This window comes from Streptomyces sp. NBC_01622, from assembly GCF_045209635.1.
Classification (GTDB): domain Bacteria; phylum Actinomycetota; class Actinomycetes; order Streptomycetales; family Streptomycetaceae; genus Streptomyces.
Genome location: NZ_CP109293.1, coordinates 11399372 through 11412548, shown reverse-complemented (window position 1 = coordinate 11412548; position 13177 = coordinate 11399372). Strand labels below are relative to the sequence as shown.

Here is a 13177-nt window from a genome sequence, read left to right as displayed (position 1 = left end):
CGTCGGCAGAGGTGGCGGACCTGGTCCCGATCGTCCGCCGCACGTGCCAGTGGCCGGTGGAACACCATCTGGTGTTCCACCGGCCACTCTCCGATGCGGTCGTCCGCCGGGGCTAGCAGCGGACGAGGGCGACGGGGCAGTCCGCCTCGTACAGAGCCGTCCGGCCGACCGGGTCCAGCAGGCCGCCTCCGAACCGGGACCGGCCACGCACACCCACCACCAGGAGCTGGCTGTCACCGCTGGCCTCGACGAGAGCCCGGCGGGATCGACCGTGTGGCCGACGGCAGCTCAGATTGACGTCCGGGTACCGCTTACGCAGCTCGGACAAGTTCTCGGCGAGCGCGAAGTCCTCGTCGTCCTCCGCCACGGCGGTACCGGACCCGCCGTACGGCCGCGTGGCGACGACCAGCCGCAGATGCACAGCCACCAGATCGGCTCCCCGCAACGAGGCCTCGGCGAAGGCGAATTCGGCGGCTTCACGAAGTGTCGACATACCGTGGACGGCGAGCAGCACGGGGCCGGCCGGGTTCGGCCTGCCACGCACCACCAGCAGGGGACCGGACGCTCGTGCGGACAGGCGCCCGGCGAGCGAGTGGTCGCGCAGGGTGCCGTGTCCTCGGGTGCCGTTACTTCCGACAACGGTCAGGGACGCGCGGTCCGACTCAGCCGCCAGCAGGTTCCCGGGTTCACCGACAAGAACTTCGCGCGAGATCCTCACGCCCGGTGCGGCGCTGTGCGCACGTCGCTCGGCCTCGGCCAGTGCACCGGTCCTGATCGCATCCCACGAGGGAATTGCGGACGGTGTGCCTGCGGACGGCCAACCGATGACCTGCATCAGCTCGAGGCCGACTCCGAGTCGCTCTGCCTGCTGCGCGGCGACTTCCACCACCGCCAGACTCGACCGCGAACCGTCCACTCCCACGACCACGGGTCCACTCATGACAGTCCACCCCTCTCCAGGCACCCTCCCTGGACGGAAGAGGCGCTCCACTGGACTCAAGACTCGTGCGGCCCCCGGCACTCCCACAGGGGCCGGACGGACCCATCACCACACCAACAGGTCCCGGCTGCAGACCCGTTGGGCCCGACGCGTACCCGGTCGGTCAGCCCCCTCGACGGACAGCCCGCGCTGCCGGAACGCACCGGGGTGGGGCGGCGGACGGGCCTCTGCCGCCGATCGTCGTCCCACCCCGGACCTCAGTGCTCGGTGAGCCCAGAGCCGTCCGTACGCAGGACGGCCAGACGGTTGCGGTAGTCCTCCTCGTCGATCTCCCCATGGGCGAACCGGTCGGCAAGCACCTGCTCGGGCGGGGGCGCGGCGACGGTGTTCGAGCGCTGGGAGGTGTGGATCTGGTTGCGGATGAGCAGGACGGCGACGGTCAGGAGCACGGCCCACAGCAGGACCGAGCCGATCGACATCGCGAACCAGTCCCAGCCGCTCATGTTGTGTTGGTTCCAGTACGTCATCACGATGGTCGCTCCTCAGACGTGCGAGATCACGGCGACCGGGCAGTCGACGTGCTGGATGGCGGCGTGAGTCACCGGGCCGGTACGGCGGCCGACAGGCCGCTCGGCGATGCGATGGCCGACGACGAGCAGACCCGCTCCGGAGGAGGCCCGGATCAACGCGGTCTGGGGCCGGTCCTTGGTGACCGTCGCGACGACCTCGACGTCGGGGTACTTGTCGCGCCACAACCGCAGCGCGCCGGTCAGGAGGTTCTGCCATTCCTCCGCCCGGTGCGGGTCGTTGAGCAGGTCGATCTCGCCGGGACCGAGCCCCAGGACCGGCGTCTGCCAGGCGTGGACGACACGGAGCCGCGCGCCGCGCAGCCGGGCTGCCTCGAAGGCGAACTCGATCTCGGCGTCGCCCGGTGCGTCCAGGTCGACGGCCAGTACCACGTCCCGGTAGCCGGTCCGCCGGCCGACCCTGTTGTTGTCGGTCGGCAGGAGCTCGTCAGCAGCCGTCTCGCCGCCCCGGACTAGAACCACGGGACGGGTGGCGCGGGCCACCACACCCTGCGCGACCGAGCCCACCAGGAACCCGGCGAACCCGCTCAGGCCGCGCGAACCCAACACCAGCAGTTCGGCCTCCTCGGCCGCCTTCAGCAGCTCCGCGATCGCGGGCCCCTCCACCAGCTCGTTGACCAGGCGCACGTCCGGACACACCGCCCGGACCCGGTCCTGCGCCTGCCGCAGAGAACTCCGCGCCAGATGCCGTTGGACCGCGCTCTCGGACTCTTCCTCCGCCGGACGCGGATGCCGCTCCCAGACGTGCACGAGCCGCAACGGCAGACCGCGGCGCAGCGCTTCACGGGCCGCCCATTCCGCAGCGGCCAAGCTCTCCGCAGATCCGTCCACTCCGGCCATGACGGACGCAAGCATGATCCGCACCTCCCCATATTCGGTGTGTTCCTCGATGCCAGCGTTGTTCCTCCATCGCCGACGTTGGGAGAGGCCGTCAGGCCCCCCACAGGACCAACCGGCCCCATCTCCCTGTCATCGACGGTCAGTTCACGAGCCCGGCCGGCACGGCTTCGCTCCTGCCGATGGGTCAGCCGCAGCCACACGGCCCTATGGCCGGTCGGGACGAGGGCCACTCGGCCCGGCCTCTTGCCCGCTCAGCCCCTGGGCCGCCGGAGATCAGAGCGAGACGCTGGCGCTGATGCCGGACGAAGGATGCCGCCGGCTCCTTGCCAAGACGGCATCCCGAGGACCGCGCGTCCAACTGAAGGAGACCGTCATGGTTCCTCTCATTCTGATCGGCGCGACCGTACTGGGCGGCTGCCTGGTGTTCGGCTACAGCTCGTTCGTCGTCGGCTTCCTGCTGATGGCGGCGGGAGTCGTCGGGCTCATCACGTTCATGAGTACCCGGGGCGTCGTCCTGTGGCCGGGCGAGCGCGAGGCCGTCATCGAGGAACGGCACTACATCGGCAAGCACGACGACCACCGGGACTACCGGAGTTGACCGCGACAGTCCCCGAAAGGATCGTTCGCCATGAATGAAGCAATGCCCGCGGTCCACCCCGCCCGGTTGACCGCGGACCTCGATCCGTCCCTGTCGCGCTGGCTGTGGCTGGTGAAGTGGCTGCTCGCCCTCCCCCACTACGTCGTCCTGTTCTTCCTGTGGGTGGCGTTCGTGGGGACAAGCGCGGTGGCCTTCTTCTCGGTTCTGTTCACCGGCCGCTACCCGCGCCCGCTGTTCGACTTCAACACCGGTGTGCTGCGGTGGAGTTGGCGCGTGGCGTACTACGCGTACGGCGCCCTGGGCACCGACCGCTACCCGCCCTTCGCCCTCGCCGACGTGCCCGACTACCCCGCTCACTGGGACGTGGCGTACCCGGAGCAGTTGTCCCGCGGTCTGGTCCTGGTGAAGTGGTGGCTTCTGGCCGTTCCGCACTACCTGGTCCTGGGATTCCTCCTCGGCGGGCTCAAGTTGCCCTGGGCGTCGGGCGGGCTCATCGCGCTGCTTGCCGTGTTCGCCGGGGTCTCGCTGGCCGCCACCGGGCGTTACCCGCGCGGCCTGTTCGACCTGGTGATCGGGCTCAACCGGTGGGTGCTGCGCGTGGTCGCCTACGCGGCGCTCCTCACCGACGTCTACCCGCCGTTCCGGCTCGACCAGGGAGGTGAGGAACCCGGAGCCGCGTCCTGAGCACGGCGCCTGTCGGGGCCCGGATCTTCAGGACCCGGACGGCAAGGGCCCGTTGGGCCCGGACACGGCCCCGTCGGCCCACGCCAAGGCCGCCGTGTCCGAGCCATCGTAGTGACAAGAGACCGACCAGGGAGGCTGCCATGACCGGACACACCGACGGCACCAGCATCGTGGTGGGCGTCGACGGCTCCGAGCCGTCGATGGCGGCCCTGCGCTGGGCAGCCGAGCAGGCAACAGCCCTGCACACGGACCTCGTCGCCGTGCACGCCTGGGAACCGGCCGCGAGAGGACACGCGCCCTACGCCCCGGCGCCCGCCGGCCCGACGCTCGCCCAACAGCACGAACGGGCCGCCCAGATCCTCGCCGCCACCGTGCGCGAGGCCCTGGGACCCCGGACCGGCGATGCCGTTCTTCGCATCGTGCTGGAGGGACCGCCCGCCCGCGTACTGCTCCAACAGGCCAGCGGCGCCATGCTGTTGGCCCTGGGACGCAAGGCGCACGGGAACTTCGGACTGCCCTCGGTCGGCCCGGTGGGCCGTGAGTGCCTGCGGCACGCGACCGTCCCCGTGGTGACCGTTCCGATCGCGGACCGGTCACAGGAGTCAGCGAAAGCCACCAACTCGCCTTCACTGGCCGGGAGTCGTGCCTCCTAGCGCCGTGGGCAGCCGGAAGACCTAACGGCTCGGACCTGGGGTCCGGGCCGGTTCTCTTGCCGGAGGGGTAAGGGGTGTGCCGTCCGGGGTACGAGGAGGTGGGGCCGGTCGGCTCTGGTGCGTGGTCGCTGTGGCCCACGGACCGGGGTCCAAGGCCCCATCGTCGTACGAGCGGTCATGGAACAAGGCTGACTCCATACGCGGTCGCCGGGTGAGAAGCACCCGGTCCGCGGGAATCCAGGAGGCGGCGGTCATGAAGCGCATACAGGAGACCAAGCGCCCCTCGATTCCGCGCCGGCCCGCGCCGCTCGACCTGCGCATCCAGTCCGGACACCGCCTCCCGTACTGACCCGAGAGGGGGCGTGCCTCGTCAGCGGACGAGCACCCGCTCGCCCGAGCGCGGCACGACGGCCGTCCAACCCAGGGTCTGGTCGATACGGTCCCGCAGGGCTTCGGCCGCGTCGGGCTCTCCGTGCACCAGATAGGTGGTGTGCGGGGCGGGCGCGCCGCGCAGCCAGTCGATGATCTGGGCGGCATCCGCGTGGGCAGAGAAGTGCGGTACGTCGGCGACCTGTGCACGCACGGGGACATATTCGCCGAACATCTTGAGCGCTTTGGCTCCGTCTACGAGGTCGCGGGCCCGGGTGCCCTTGGCCGCGAAGCCCACCACCATGACGGTGTTGCGCGGATCGGGCAGCAGGCGCTCCAGGTGGTGCAGGACGCGGCCTCCAGTGGCCATACCGGACGCCGAGACGATGACGGCGGGCCCGGTCGAACCGCCGATCTCGATCGACTCCTGAACGGTCCGGGCCGCGAGGAACGGCTCGGGGCTCAACACGTCCGTGCCGGCGGCCGTGACCTCGGAGCGCAGCTCAGGAGCCCCGGCGACGACGGCGTCCCGGTAGACGTCCAACGCGGCCAGCGCCATCGGGCTGTCGACGTACACCGGTACGGCAGCGGGAAGCAGGCCCCGGCGGCGGAGTTCGGCGAGCTCGTGCAGGACCACCTCGGTGCGGTCGATGGCGAACGCCGGGATGACGACCGTGCCGCCCCTCCTGAGGGTGCGGGTCAGGACGTCGGCGAAGTGGGCCCGCCCGGAGTCCTCCTCGTGACGTCGGTTGCCGTACGTCGACTCCATGAGGAGGACATCCGCCCCGGAGAACAGCTCTGGAGGCCGTAGCAGGGGATGTCCGGGGCGGCCGAGGTCGCCGCTGACCGCGAGGGTGTGCCCGTCCTCCAGGGTGAGCAGCGCCCAGGCAGAGCCGAGGATGTGGCCTGCCGGGTGCAGCGTGAGGTGGGTGTGCGGGGCGAGTTCGGTGCTCACGCCGGTCGGTACCGGGTCGATGAGCTTGAGCGTGCGGTCGACGTCCGCGTCGTCGTACAGCGGCTGCGCGGGCCGGTGCTTGGACCAGCCGTGGTCGTTGGCGTGCTCGGCCGCCTCGATCTGGAGCTTGGCGCTGTCCCGGAGCACGATCTCGATGAGGCGTGCGCTGTACTCGGTCGTCACGATGCGGCCGTGGAAGCCGTGACGCACCAGCCTGGGCAGGTATCCGCAGTGGTCGAGGTGGGCGTGGGTGACGACGACCGCCTCGATGTCGGCCGCGTCGCAGGGCAGCCGCCGCCAGTTCATCCGGCGCAGATCGGCCAGGCCCTGGAAGAGGCCGCAGTCCACGAGGAAGCGCGCGTGGTCGCTCTCGACGAGGAACTTGCTGCCGGTGACCGAGACCGCCGACGCCGAAGACCGCGACCCGTTCGGCCGGGGTCACCCGGGCGACCTTGATCGCCTTGTACGTGGTGACGCCCGCGCAGGTCAGCGGTGCCGCGTCGAAGGACGACACGCCGTCGGGGACCCGGACGATCGCACCGGCGCCGGCGACGGCGTACTCGGCGTAGCAACCGTCCACGGAGTAGCCGGAGTTGACTTGGCTCTCGCAGAGGGTCTCCCAGCCGGAGACGCAGTAGCGGCAGGTGCCGCAGGACGAGCCGAGCCAGGGGACGGCGACCCGCTTGCCGATCAGGTCGGCGGAGACGCCCGCGCCCACGGCCTGCACGGGGCCGACGCCCTCGTGACCGGGGACGAAGGGTGGTTGCGGCTTGACCGGCCAGTCGCCGTGGGCCGCGTGGATGTCGGTGTGGCAGAGGCCGGAGGCCTCCATCTTCACGAGCACCTGGCCGGGGCCGGGTGTGGGCACGTCCTGGATCTCCAGAGGCTTGCCGAAGTCGGTGACGACTGCTGCCTTCATGATCTGCTCCTCAAGTGGTCCCGCACCGGGCCGCCTCGACCCGGGTCACGAAATGCAGCCGTCCACCACGCCGACGAGCATGTCGCCGTCTCCCAGGGCGAATTCGGCGCCGGGGAAGCACATCGGGTCGCTGCCGTCGCAGCAGCCGCCCGACTGGACGAACATCACGGGGCTGCCGTGGGCGGCGCGCAGGGCCGCGATGGCCTTGCGCGCCGCACGCGTTGCCGTGACGCGCCCGACGGTGCCGTACTCGACTGTTCCGGGCATGTCGCTGCGCTCCTCTAGAACAGGCCGAGCGGCTTATCGCTGTAGCTGACCAGGAGGTTCTTGGTCTGGCTGTAGTGATCGAGCATCATCTTGTGGTTCTCGCGGCCGATGCCGGAGACCTTGTAGCCACCGAACGCGGCACCCGCGGGGTACTGGTGGTAGCAGTTCGTCCAGACCCGGCCGGCCTTGATGGCGCGGCCCATCCGGTAGGTGCGGCCGGTGTCGCGGCTCCACACGCCGGCCCCGAGGCCGTAGAGCGTGTCGTTGGCGATCTCCAGGGCCTCGGCCTCGTCCTTGAAGGTGGTGACGGCGAGGACGGGTCCGAAGATCTCCTCCTGGAACACCCGCATGTTGTTGTGGCCCTTGAGGACGGTCGGCTCGTAGAAGTAGCCGTTGGCGAACTCACCTTCCATGGTGGGCCGGTGGCCGCCGACGAGTAGTTCCGCGCCCTCCTTGAGTCCGATCTCGACGTACGACGCGATCTTCTCGATCTGCTGCTTGGAGACCTGCGGGCCGATCATGGTCGCGGTGTCGAGCGGGTCGCCCTGCTTGATGGCGCGGATGCGCTCCAGGCAACGGCCCATGAACTCCTCATAGATGTCCTCCTGGATGAGGGCGCGCGAGGGACAGGTGCAGACCTCACCCTTGTTGAACGCGTACAGGACGAGTCCTTCGACGGCCTTGTCGAGGAAGTCGTCGTCGTGGGCAACCACGTCGTTGAAGAAGATGTTCGGCGACTTGCCGCCCAGCTCCAGCGTGACCGGGATGATGTTCTGGGCCGCGTACTGCATGATCAGGCGGCCGGTGGTGGTCTCGCCGGTGAAGGCGACCTTGGCGATGCGCTTGTTCGTGGCGAGGGCCTTGCCGATCTGGGCGCCGGGGCCGTTGACGACGTTGAGGACACCGGGCGGCAAGTGGTCGCCGATGACCTCCATCAGCTTGAGGATGGACCACGGGGTCGGGGAGGCGGGCTTGATCACCGCGGCGTTGCCGGCGGCGAGCGCCGGGGCCAGCTTCCACGCGGCCATCAGCAGCGGGAAGTTGAACGGGATGATCTGTCCGACCACGCCCAGCGGCTCGTTGAAGTGGTAGGCCACCGTGTCCTTGTCGATCTCGGTGGTCCGGCCCTCCTCGGCGCGGATCGCCGCCGCGAAGTAGCGGAAGTGGTCGGCGGCCAGGGGGATGTCGGCGGCAAGGGTCTCGCGGACCGGCTTGCCGTTCTCCCAGCTCTCCGCAATCGCCAGTTCCTCGCGGTGGGCGTCGATGGCGTCGGCGACCGCGTTGAGGGCGGCGGCGCGCTGAGTGGTGGAGGCCTCACCCCACTTGGGCTGTGCGGAGTGCGCGGCGTCCAGGACGAGTTCGATGTCCTCGGGTCCGGACTTCGGGACCTCGCAGATCGGCTGGGCGGTGGCGGGGCACAGGTTGGGCGAGTACTCGCCGGTGGTGGGTGCCTGCCACTTGCCGCCGATGAAGTTCTCGTAGCGGGGCGCGACATCCACGGGGCTGCCGGCCCGGCCCGGAGGCTGGTACTTCATGACCGTCCCCTTGTCCTCGGGTTTCTCATCACGACGATCGTGGTGATGCTCAAGACGCTAGGAACGCGCACGCTGCAATACCGCTGCATGCCGTACGACCTGCGGCGGAAGGGCCTCCGCGAAGTCCAGGCCGCGGGCCCGGGCCGCCGCCGCGGCGCGCTGCGGCGTCCCGTTCGGCAGGGTGCGGGCGAGTACCGACCACGCGACGGCGTCATCGGCTCCCCAGTCGGCATCCACCCAGCGGCGCACCAGCCCGGGATCCCCGCTGCCCAGGACGGCTCCGCGCAACTGCTGCTCCAGGGACCGCCGTTGCTCCACCACGAACGGGGCATCGGAGCGCGGCAGCGGCGGACCGGGGTAACGGGCGAGGGCCTGTGCCACCCGCCCCTCGGCGAGCAGCGCGGAGACCTCACCGAAGTCGGTTCGCACCGGACACAGCAGGGCGTACGGCCGGGAGCCGAGCAGGGCGGGGCCGAGGACGGCACGCAGCCGGGTCATCTCGGCCCGGAGCGTAGAGGGTGGTACCTCGCGATCCGACAGTTCCACGGCGAGCCGGTCGCCCGTCACTCCGTGGCCGGCCAGGGCGAGCGTCAGCACGATCTCGCTGTGCCGTGGGCTGAGCCGCAGGACGCGCCCGCCGTGCTCCAGCAGGGCGCTGTCCCGACCCAGCACGCTCAGCCGTACCCCGTCATCACATCCGATCGGGGCCGGCACGGCCATCGTCCGGGCGAGGTGCGCCTCCGCGGCGAGAGCCGCTCCTCGTACGGCCGCCAGGGCGGGGGGTGAGGCAATGGTGCCCCCTCCGGAGAGGTCGATCACGCCGAGGACGCGTCCGGTGGACGGGTCGCGCACAGGGGCGGCGGCGCACGACCAGGCGTGCACGGCGCAGCTGTAGTGCTCACCGGTCACGATCTGGACCGGGCGCCCCAACTCCAGTGCGGTACCAGGGGCGTTGGTCCCCGCCCGCTCCTCGGACCAGACGGCTCCCTCGGCGAAGTGCATCCGCTCGCCGCGTTCGATCGTCGCGGTGTCGCCCTCGACCCACAGCAAGGTGCCGTCGGTGTCGGCGACCGCGAAGACGTGCCCGTCGTCGGGGGCAGCGTCCCCCAGTAGCTCCCGGAACAGGGGCAGGACCAAGGCCAGCGGGTGGGCGCGCCGGTACGCGGTCAGTTCCGCGGCGGTCACGCGCAGCGGCGGGAGCCCACTGCCGTCGGGGTGGACGCCGCGCACCGCGCAGCGCCGCCACGAGTCGGCGATCAGGTCTCGTACCCGCGGCGCCGCTCCGGGCGTGGTCACGAACTGCTCGTGTGCTGTGCGCAGGGCGTGAACCGAGGTGGTGACGGGAGCTTCCATCGCACCTCCCACGTGCCTTCTCCGGATCCGTCACACCCACCTCAGCCGTATATCGAGCTGGGGTGCAGAGGCCGAACGGCCCCGGCGGCCGGGTCCCTCGGGCCCACACGAGGACTGACCGGCGGAGAGGACACTCGGCGGTCGCCGGCGTGCCGGGCATGTGGAAGCCGCGGTTGGATGACGTCCGGGGTTCCCGGCCGTTCGCGGTCCGGCCAGGGCTTGGGAGGAGCGACCTGCGGTGGCGGAGCGAGCGCCTACTTATCGGTCACCGGTACCTTCCACACGAGCGTGGTGCCGCCGCCTGGCGGCGTGGTCCACACCAACTCTCCGCCCAGTTGCTCGGCCCGCTCCCCCATGTTCCGCAGTCCGCTGCGCCGGCCCTCGGCCGGTATGCCCACGCCGTTGTCGGTGACCGACAGACGTACCTCGCGGCCGTCGGTCATCAGAGCGACGTCGGCGCGGTCGGCCTGAGCGTGCCGGGCGATGTTGGTCAGCGCCTCGGACAGCACAGCGATCACGTGGTCGGCGATCTCCCGGGGCACGTCGGTGTCGACCAGGCCCTCCATCCGGACGCTGGGGGCAAAACCGAGCAGAGGAGCGGCTTCGCCGACCGCGCGCACCACACGAGCCCGCAGCCCCGTCCCGGCGCCGCCGTCACGCGCCCGTAGGCCGAAGATCGTAGACCTGATGATCTTGATCGTCTCGTCCAGGTCGTCCACCGCTCGCACCACGCGTTCGGCGGCCTCCTCGTGCTCGATGAAGCGGCCGGCACTCTGCAGGGTCATACCGGTGGCGAACAGCCGCTGGATGGCCAGGTCGTGCAAGTCACGGGCGATGCGGTCGCGATCCTGGAGAACCGCGATCTCCTGCGCGTCCCGGCGGTGGTCGGCCAGTTCCATCCCAACGGCCGCCTGGGCGGCGAAGGCCTGAAGGGTCTCGGTCTCCGTCGCCGAAAAAGGCTGCCGCCCGGCTTCCCGCGCCAGCAGGACCACGCCGCGCACACCCGCCTCGCTCGTACCGATAGGCACGGCCACGGCGGGGCCGAGTCCCCCGAAGCGCGGCGGATCCAGCGAGATGCGACCTTCGTTGCCGACATCCGCGCTGGTGACGGGAGCGCCGCTGGAGAAGGCCAGCCCCATCAGGCTGCGGTCCACGGACAGGACGAGCCCCTGGTGCGCCTCGGCGTCCATCCCGACGGCGATCTCCACGGCGAGCGACCCGGTGTCCTCCATCGGCAGCGCCACCGCCGCGAGGGCCGACCCCGTGATCTCACCGGCCCGCGCGGCGATCAGGGCGAGGACGTCGGCACGCGCACATCCGGACAGCAGCCCGTGGGTGACCTCGGCGTTGGCCCGAAGCCAGCGCTCACGCAGCCGGGACTCCTCGTAGAGGCGAGCATTGTCGATCGCGACACCAGCCGCGACGGCCAGCGTCGACAGCACCGACTCGTCATCCTCGTCGAACTGCACACCGCCGCGCTTCTCGGTCAGGTACAGGTTGCCGAAGACCTGGTCACGCACCCGGATCGGGACACCGAGGAAGCTGTTCATCGGCGGGTGATTGGCCGGGAAGCCGTACGACGCGGGGTGCTGGGAGATCTTCGTCAGTCGCAGCGGCTCCGGGTGGCGGATCAGCTCGCCCAGGATGCCGTGGCCCTGCGGATAGGGGCCGATCTCGGCGATCTGTTCCTCGGTGACGCCGATCGTGTGGAAGGCCGACAGTGCCTTGCCGTCCGGGGTGATCACACCGAGCGCGGCGTACTCGGCGTCGACCAGGACCGCCGCCGCCTCCACGATGCTGTGCAGTGCCTGTTCCAGGTCCAGCTCCCGGCCGACCGAAAGGACCGCCTCCAGCAGGCTGTGCACCCGGTCACGCGTACCCCGAGCGGTGTCCAGACGGGCCTGCAGCTCCTCCAGCAGATCGTCCATCTTCAGCTGCGGCAGCCGGACCCTGGCCACCCGGGACTCCTCAGGGCTTCCCACCGGTGATCCTCCAGATCCGCTAACAACACAGTCGGCCGACCAGTCCGGTCATGTGCCACGGTAGCCGCCCCCGAGTCGGTGGGGATATGGGATCACGCCCCTTGAGGAAAGTCCGGGACCGGGAATTCATCCAATGGCCCCTCCTTCCCGTGCGGTCCCCGGCCCGCGTGGCGATGACACGCTCGACGCCGAGCTCGGCCCGAGCGGTTCGACGACGCGGGAACGGGGCCTACCGGCCCGTACACAGGGCCAGGCGGCCCTGGGCGCGCCCTCAGCACCAGGGCCAGTCTGGAACTGCTGACGAACGATCAAAGGAGTGGAGCAGATGACGCTCAAGGACACCGGCAGCCAGACCCCTTCGCCCGCCTCCGTACAGGTACGGACCGAGGGGGACGTGGACGAGGAAGCACTCAGCTATCTGCGGGCCAAGCTGAGCGCGGTCCTCGACCGCCCGGGGCTCGCTCCCGTCGGCGGAGAGGTGCGGATCGTCAGGGCCGCGGCGCACCATGCCGAGCAGCCGTGGTCGGCCGGGGCCGAGATCCGGGTGGGCAGCGATCTCCTCGTCGTCCATGCTCGGGAAGCGAGCGCACACGAGCTCGCGGACCGGCTGCAGGACCGGCTGCGCAACCGACTGGACCGGGTGGTGCACCGTGAGGACACGGCTCGCAGGTCGGCCACGCCGCCCCCGTGGCGCGGCGGCCCGCCGGACGGTCGACAGGATCCGTGAGGCATGTCCCGAGCGGCGACCTCGTCGCCAGGCCCGAGGGGAACGGCCGCCTCCGGCCTGGCAGTTGGACAGCCGTTCCCCTCCGGTGCAGGTGAGGAGGAGAGTGCCGTGAAAACCCATACCGTCGGTGAAGTGATGACCAGTGACGTCGTCCGGGCGCATCCCATGACCGCGTTCAGGGAGGTGGTCCGGCTACTGGAGCGGCACCGGATCAGCGAGGTGCCCGTCGTCGACCACGACGACAAGGTACTGGGGGTGATCTCCGGGACCGATCTGGTGCGTGAGCAGGCACGCCGGGCGCGCGCCGAAGAGGGCTGCATCGCCACGGCGGAGCACCTGATGTCGACGCCCGCGGTCACCGTGCATCCGGAGCAGCCCGTCCCGGACGCCGCGCGGGTGATGCAACGCCGTGGCATCGAGCGGCTGCCCGTGGTGGACGAGGAGGACCGCCTGATCGGCATCGCCACCCGCCGCGATCTGCTCCGGGTCTTCCTCCGTACGGACGGGGACATCCGCCGTGAAGTGATCGACGACGTCCTGGTCGGCGCTCTCGGTCTGGCCCCCGACACCGTCACCGTGCTCGTCCGCGACGGCCTGGTCACCCTGACGGGACTGTGGAGCGCCGTAGCGACGTCCCGAAAGTGATCCGGGCGGTGTGGCGGCTGGAGGGCGTTGCCGGAATGGTCAACGGCCTCACCACCGCGTCCACGACGGCCCACCGCCCGCACCGCAGACTCCTGGGCAAAGGGCCGATCGGACACCTCACAG

The 13177-nt window shown here is 70.5% G+C and carries 13 protein-coding genes and 2 pseudogenes; 5 read left to right on the top strand and 10 right to left on the bottom strand.

Features of this window, described 5'->3' with window-relative positions; genetic code table 11:
* Positions 1-112: 112 nt before the first annotated feature.
* The 3 genes from OH768_RS52765 to OH768_RS52755 form a co-directional block, all read right to left on the bottom strand.
* Positions 113-940, bottom strand: a complete 828-nt coding sequence (locus OH768_RS52765; protein WP_406464732.1) for a universal stress protein — start codon at positions 938-940, stop codon at positions 113-115.
* 257 nt (positions 941-1197) lie between these two features.
* On the bottom strand, positions 1198-1467 hold the full coding sequence (locus tag OH768_RS52760; RefSeq protein WP_406464731.1) for an SHOCT domain-containing protein: 270 nt from the start codon (positions 1465-1467) through the stop codon (positions 1198-1200).
* Between the two features lie 15 nt (positions 1468-1482).
* Complete coding sequence (locus OH768_RS52755) at positions 1483-2382, bottom strand: universal stress protein (protein ID WP_406464730.1); 900 nt, start codon at positions 2380-2382, stop codon at positions 1483-1485.
* Between the two features lie 358 nt (positions 2383-2740).
* Here OH768_RS52755 and OH768_RS52750 point away from each other — a divergent pair, with 358 nt between their 5' ends.
* From OH768_RS52750 to OH768_RS52740, 3 genes are all read left to right on the top strand, one after another.
* The gene (locus OH768_RS52750) at positions 2741-2965 is read left to right on the top strand and encodes a hypothetical protein (RefSeq protein WP_406464729.1); all 225 of its coding nucleotides are present in this window, start codon (positions 2741-2743) and stop codon (positions 2963-2965) included.
* Positions 2966-2995: 30 nt separating this feature from the next.
* A complete protein-coding gene (locus tag OH768_RS52745) occupies positions 2996-3649 on the top strand; it encodes a DUF4389 domain-containing protein (protein ID WP_406464727.1) in 654 nt (217 codons plus the stop codon).
* Between the two features lie 140 nt (positions 3650-3789).
* Positions 3790-4302 carry a universal stress protein gene (locus OH768_RS52740; RefSeq protein ID WP_406464726.1) on the top strand — a complete coding sequence of 171 codons (513 nt, stop codon included), beginning with the start codon at positions 3790-3792 and terminating at the stop codon, positions 4300-4302.
* A 370-nt stretch (positions 4303-4672) separates the two neighbouring features.
* On the opposite strand, the gene OH768_RS52735 is transcribed toward OH768_RS52740, so the two are convergent.
* From OH768_RS52735 to OH768_RS52705, 7 genes and pseudogenes are all read right to left on the bottom strand, one after another.
* Positions 4673-4906, bottom strand: a complete 234-nt coding sequence (locus tag OH768_RS52735) for an MBL fold metallo-hydrolase RNA specificity domain-containing protein (protein ID WP_406465803.1) — start codon at positions 4904-4906, stop codon at positions 4673-4675.
* Positions 4907-4942: 36 nt separating this feature from the next.
* Positions 4943-5995, bottom strand: a pseudogene (locus tag OH768_RS52730) (MBL fold metallo-hydrolase); the annotation flags it as partial.
* 22 nt (positions 5996-6017) lie between these two features.
* Positions 6018-6545: pseudogene (locus OH768_RS52725) on the bottom strand (alcohol dehydrogenase catalytic domain-containing protein); the annotation flags it as partial.
* Between the two features lie 45 nt (positions 6546-6590).
* Entirely contained in the window at positions 6591-6812 is a 222-nt protein-coding gene (locus OH768_RS52720) for a DUF779 domain-containing protein (RefSeq protein ID WP_406464725.1), read from the bottom strand.
* 14 nt (positions 6813-6826) lie between these two features.
* Positions 6827-8347, bottom strand: a complete 1521-nt coding sequence (locus OH768_RS52715) for an aldehyde dehydrogenase family protein (protein WP_406464723.1) — start codon at positions 8345-8347, stop codon at positions 6827-6829.
* 57 nt (positions 8348-8404) lie between these two features.
* Positions 8405-9700, bottom strand: coding sequence for a transcriptional regulator (locus tag OH768_RS52710; protein WP_406464722.1), 1296 nt, complete (start codon positions 9698-9700; stop codon positions 8405-8407).
* A 254-nt stretch (positions 9701-9954) separates the two neighbouring features.
* Entirely contained in the window at positions 9955-11682 is a 1728-nt protein-coding gene (locus OH768_RS52705; protein WP_406464721.1) for a GAF domain-containing protein, read from the bottom strand.
* A 325-nt stretch (positions 11683-12007) separates the two neighbouring features.
* On the opposite strand from OH768_RS52705, the gene OH768_RS52700 reads away from it, so the two are divergent.
* Positions 12008-12409 (top strand): hypothetical protein, encoded by a 402-nt coding sequence (locus tag OH768_RS52700; protein WP_406464720.1) that lies wholly within the window; start codon positions 12008-12010, stop codon positions 12407-12409.
* 108 nt (positions 12410-12517) lie between these two features.
* Entirely contained in the window at positions 12518-13054 is a 537-nt protein-coding gene (locus OH768_RS52695) for an HPP family protein (RefSeq protein ID WP_406464719.1), read from the top strand.
* Positions 13055-13177: the final 123 nt, after the last annotated feature.

Coding starts and splice junctions, on each gene's coding strand:
- OH768_RS52765 (WP_406464732.1), bottom strand. CDS start 940: ATGAGTGGACCCGTGGTCGTGGGAGTGGACGGTTCGCGGTCGAGTCTG.
- OH768_RS52760 (WP_406464731.1), bottom strand. CDS start 1,467: ATGACGTACTGGAACCAACACAACATGAGCGGCTGGGACTGGTTCGCG.
- OH768_RS52755 (WP_406464730.1), bottom strand. CDS start 2,382: ATGCTTGCGTCCGTCATGGCCGGAGTGGACGGATCTGCGGAGAGCTTG.
- OH768_RS52750 (WP_406464729.1), top strand. CDS start 2,741: ATGGTTCCTCTCATTCTGATCGGCGCGACCGTACTGGGCGGCTGCCTG.
- OH768_RS52745 (WP_406464727.1), top strand. CDS start 2,996: ATGAATGAAGCAATGCCCGCGGTCCACCCCGCCCGGTTGACCGCGGAC.
- OH768_RS52740 (WP_406464726.1), top strand. CDS start 3,790: ATGACCGGACACACCGACGGCACCAGCATCGTGGTGGGCGTCGACGGC.
- OH768_RS52735 (WP_406465803.1), bottom strand. CDS start 4,906: ATGTTCGGCGAATATGTCCCCGTGCGTGCACAGGTCGCCGACGTACCG.
- OH768_RS52720 (WP_406464725.1), bottom strand. CDS start 6,812: ATGCCCGGAACAGTCGAGTACGGCACCGTCGGGCGCGTCACGGCAACG.
- OH768_RS52715 (WP_406464723.1), bottom strand. CDS start 8,347: ATGAAGTACCAGCCTCCGGGCCGGGCCGGCAGCCCCGTGGATGTCGCG.
- OH768_RS52710 (WP_406464722.1), bottom strand. CDS start 9,700: ATGGAAGCTCCCGTCACCACCTCGGTTCACGCCCTGCGCACAGCACAC.
- OH768_RS52700 (WP_406464720.1), top strand. CDS start 12,008: ATGACGCTCAAGGACACCGGCAGCCAGACCCCTTCGCCCGCCTCCGTA.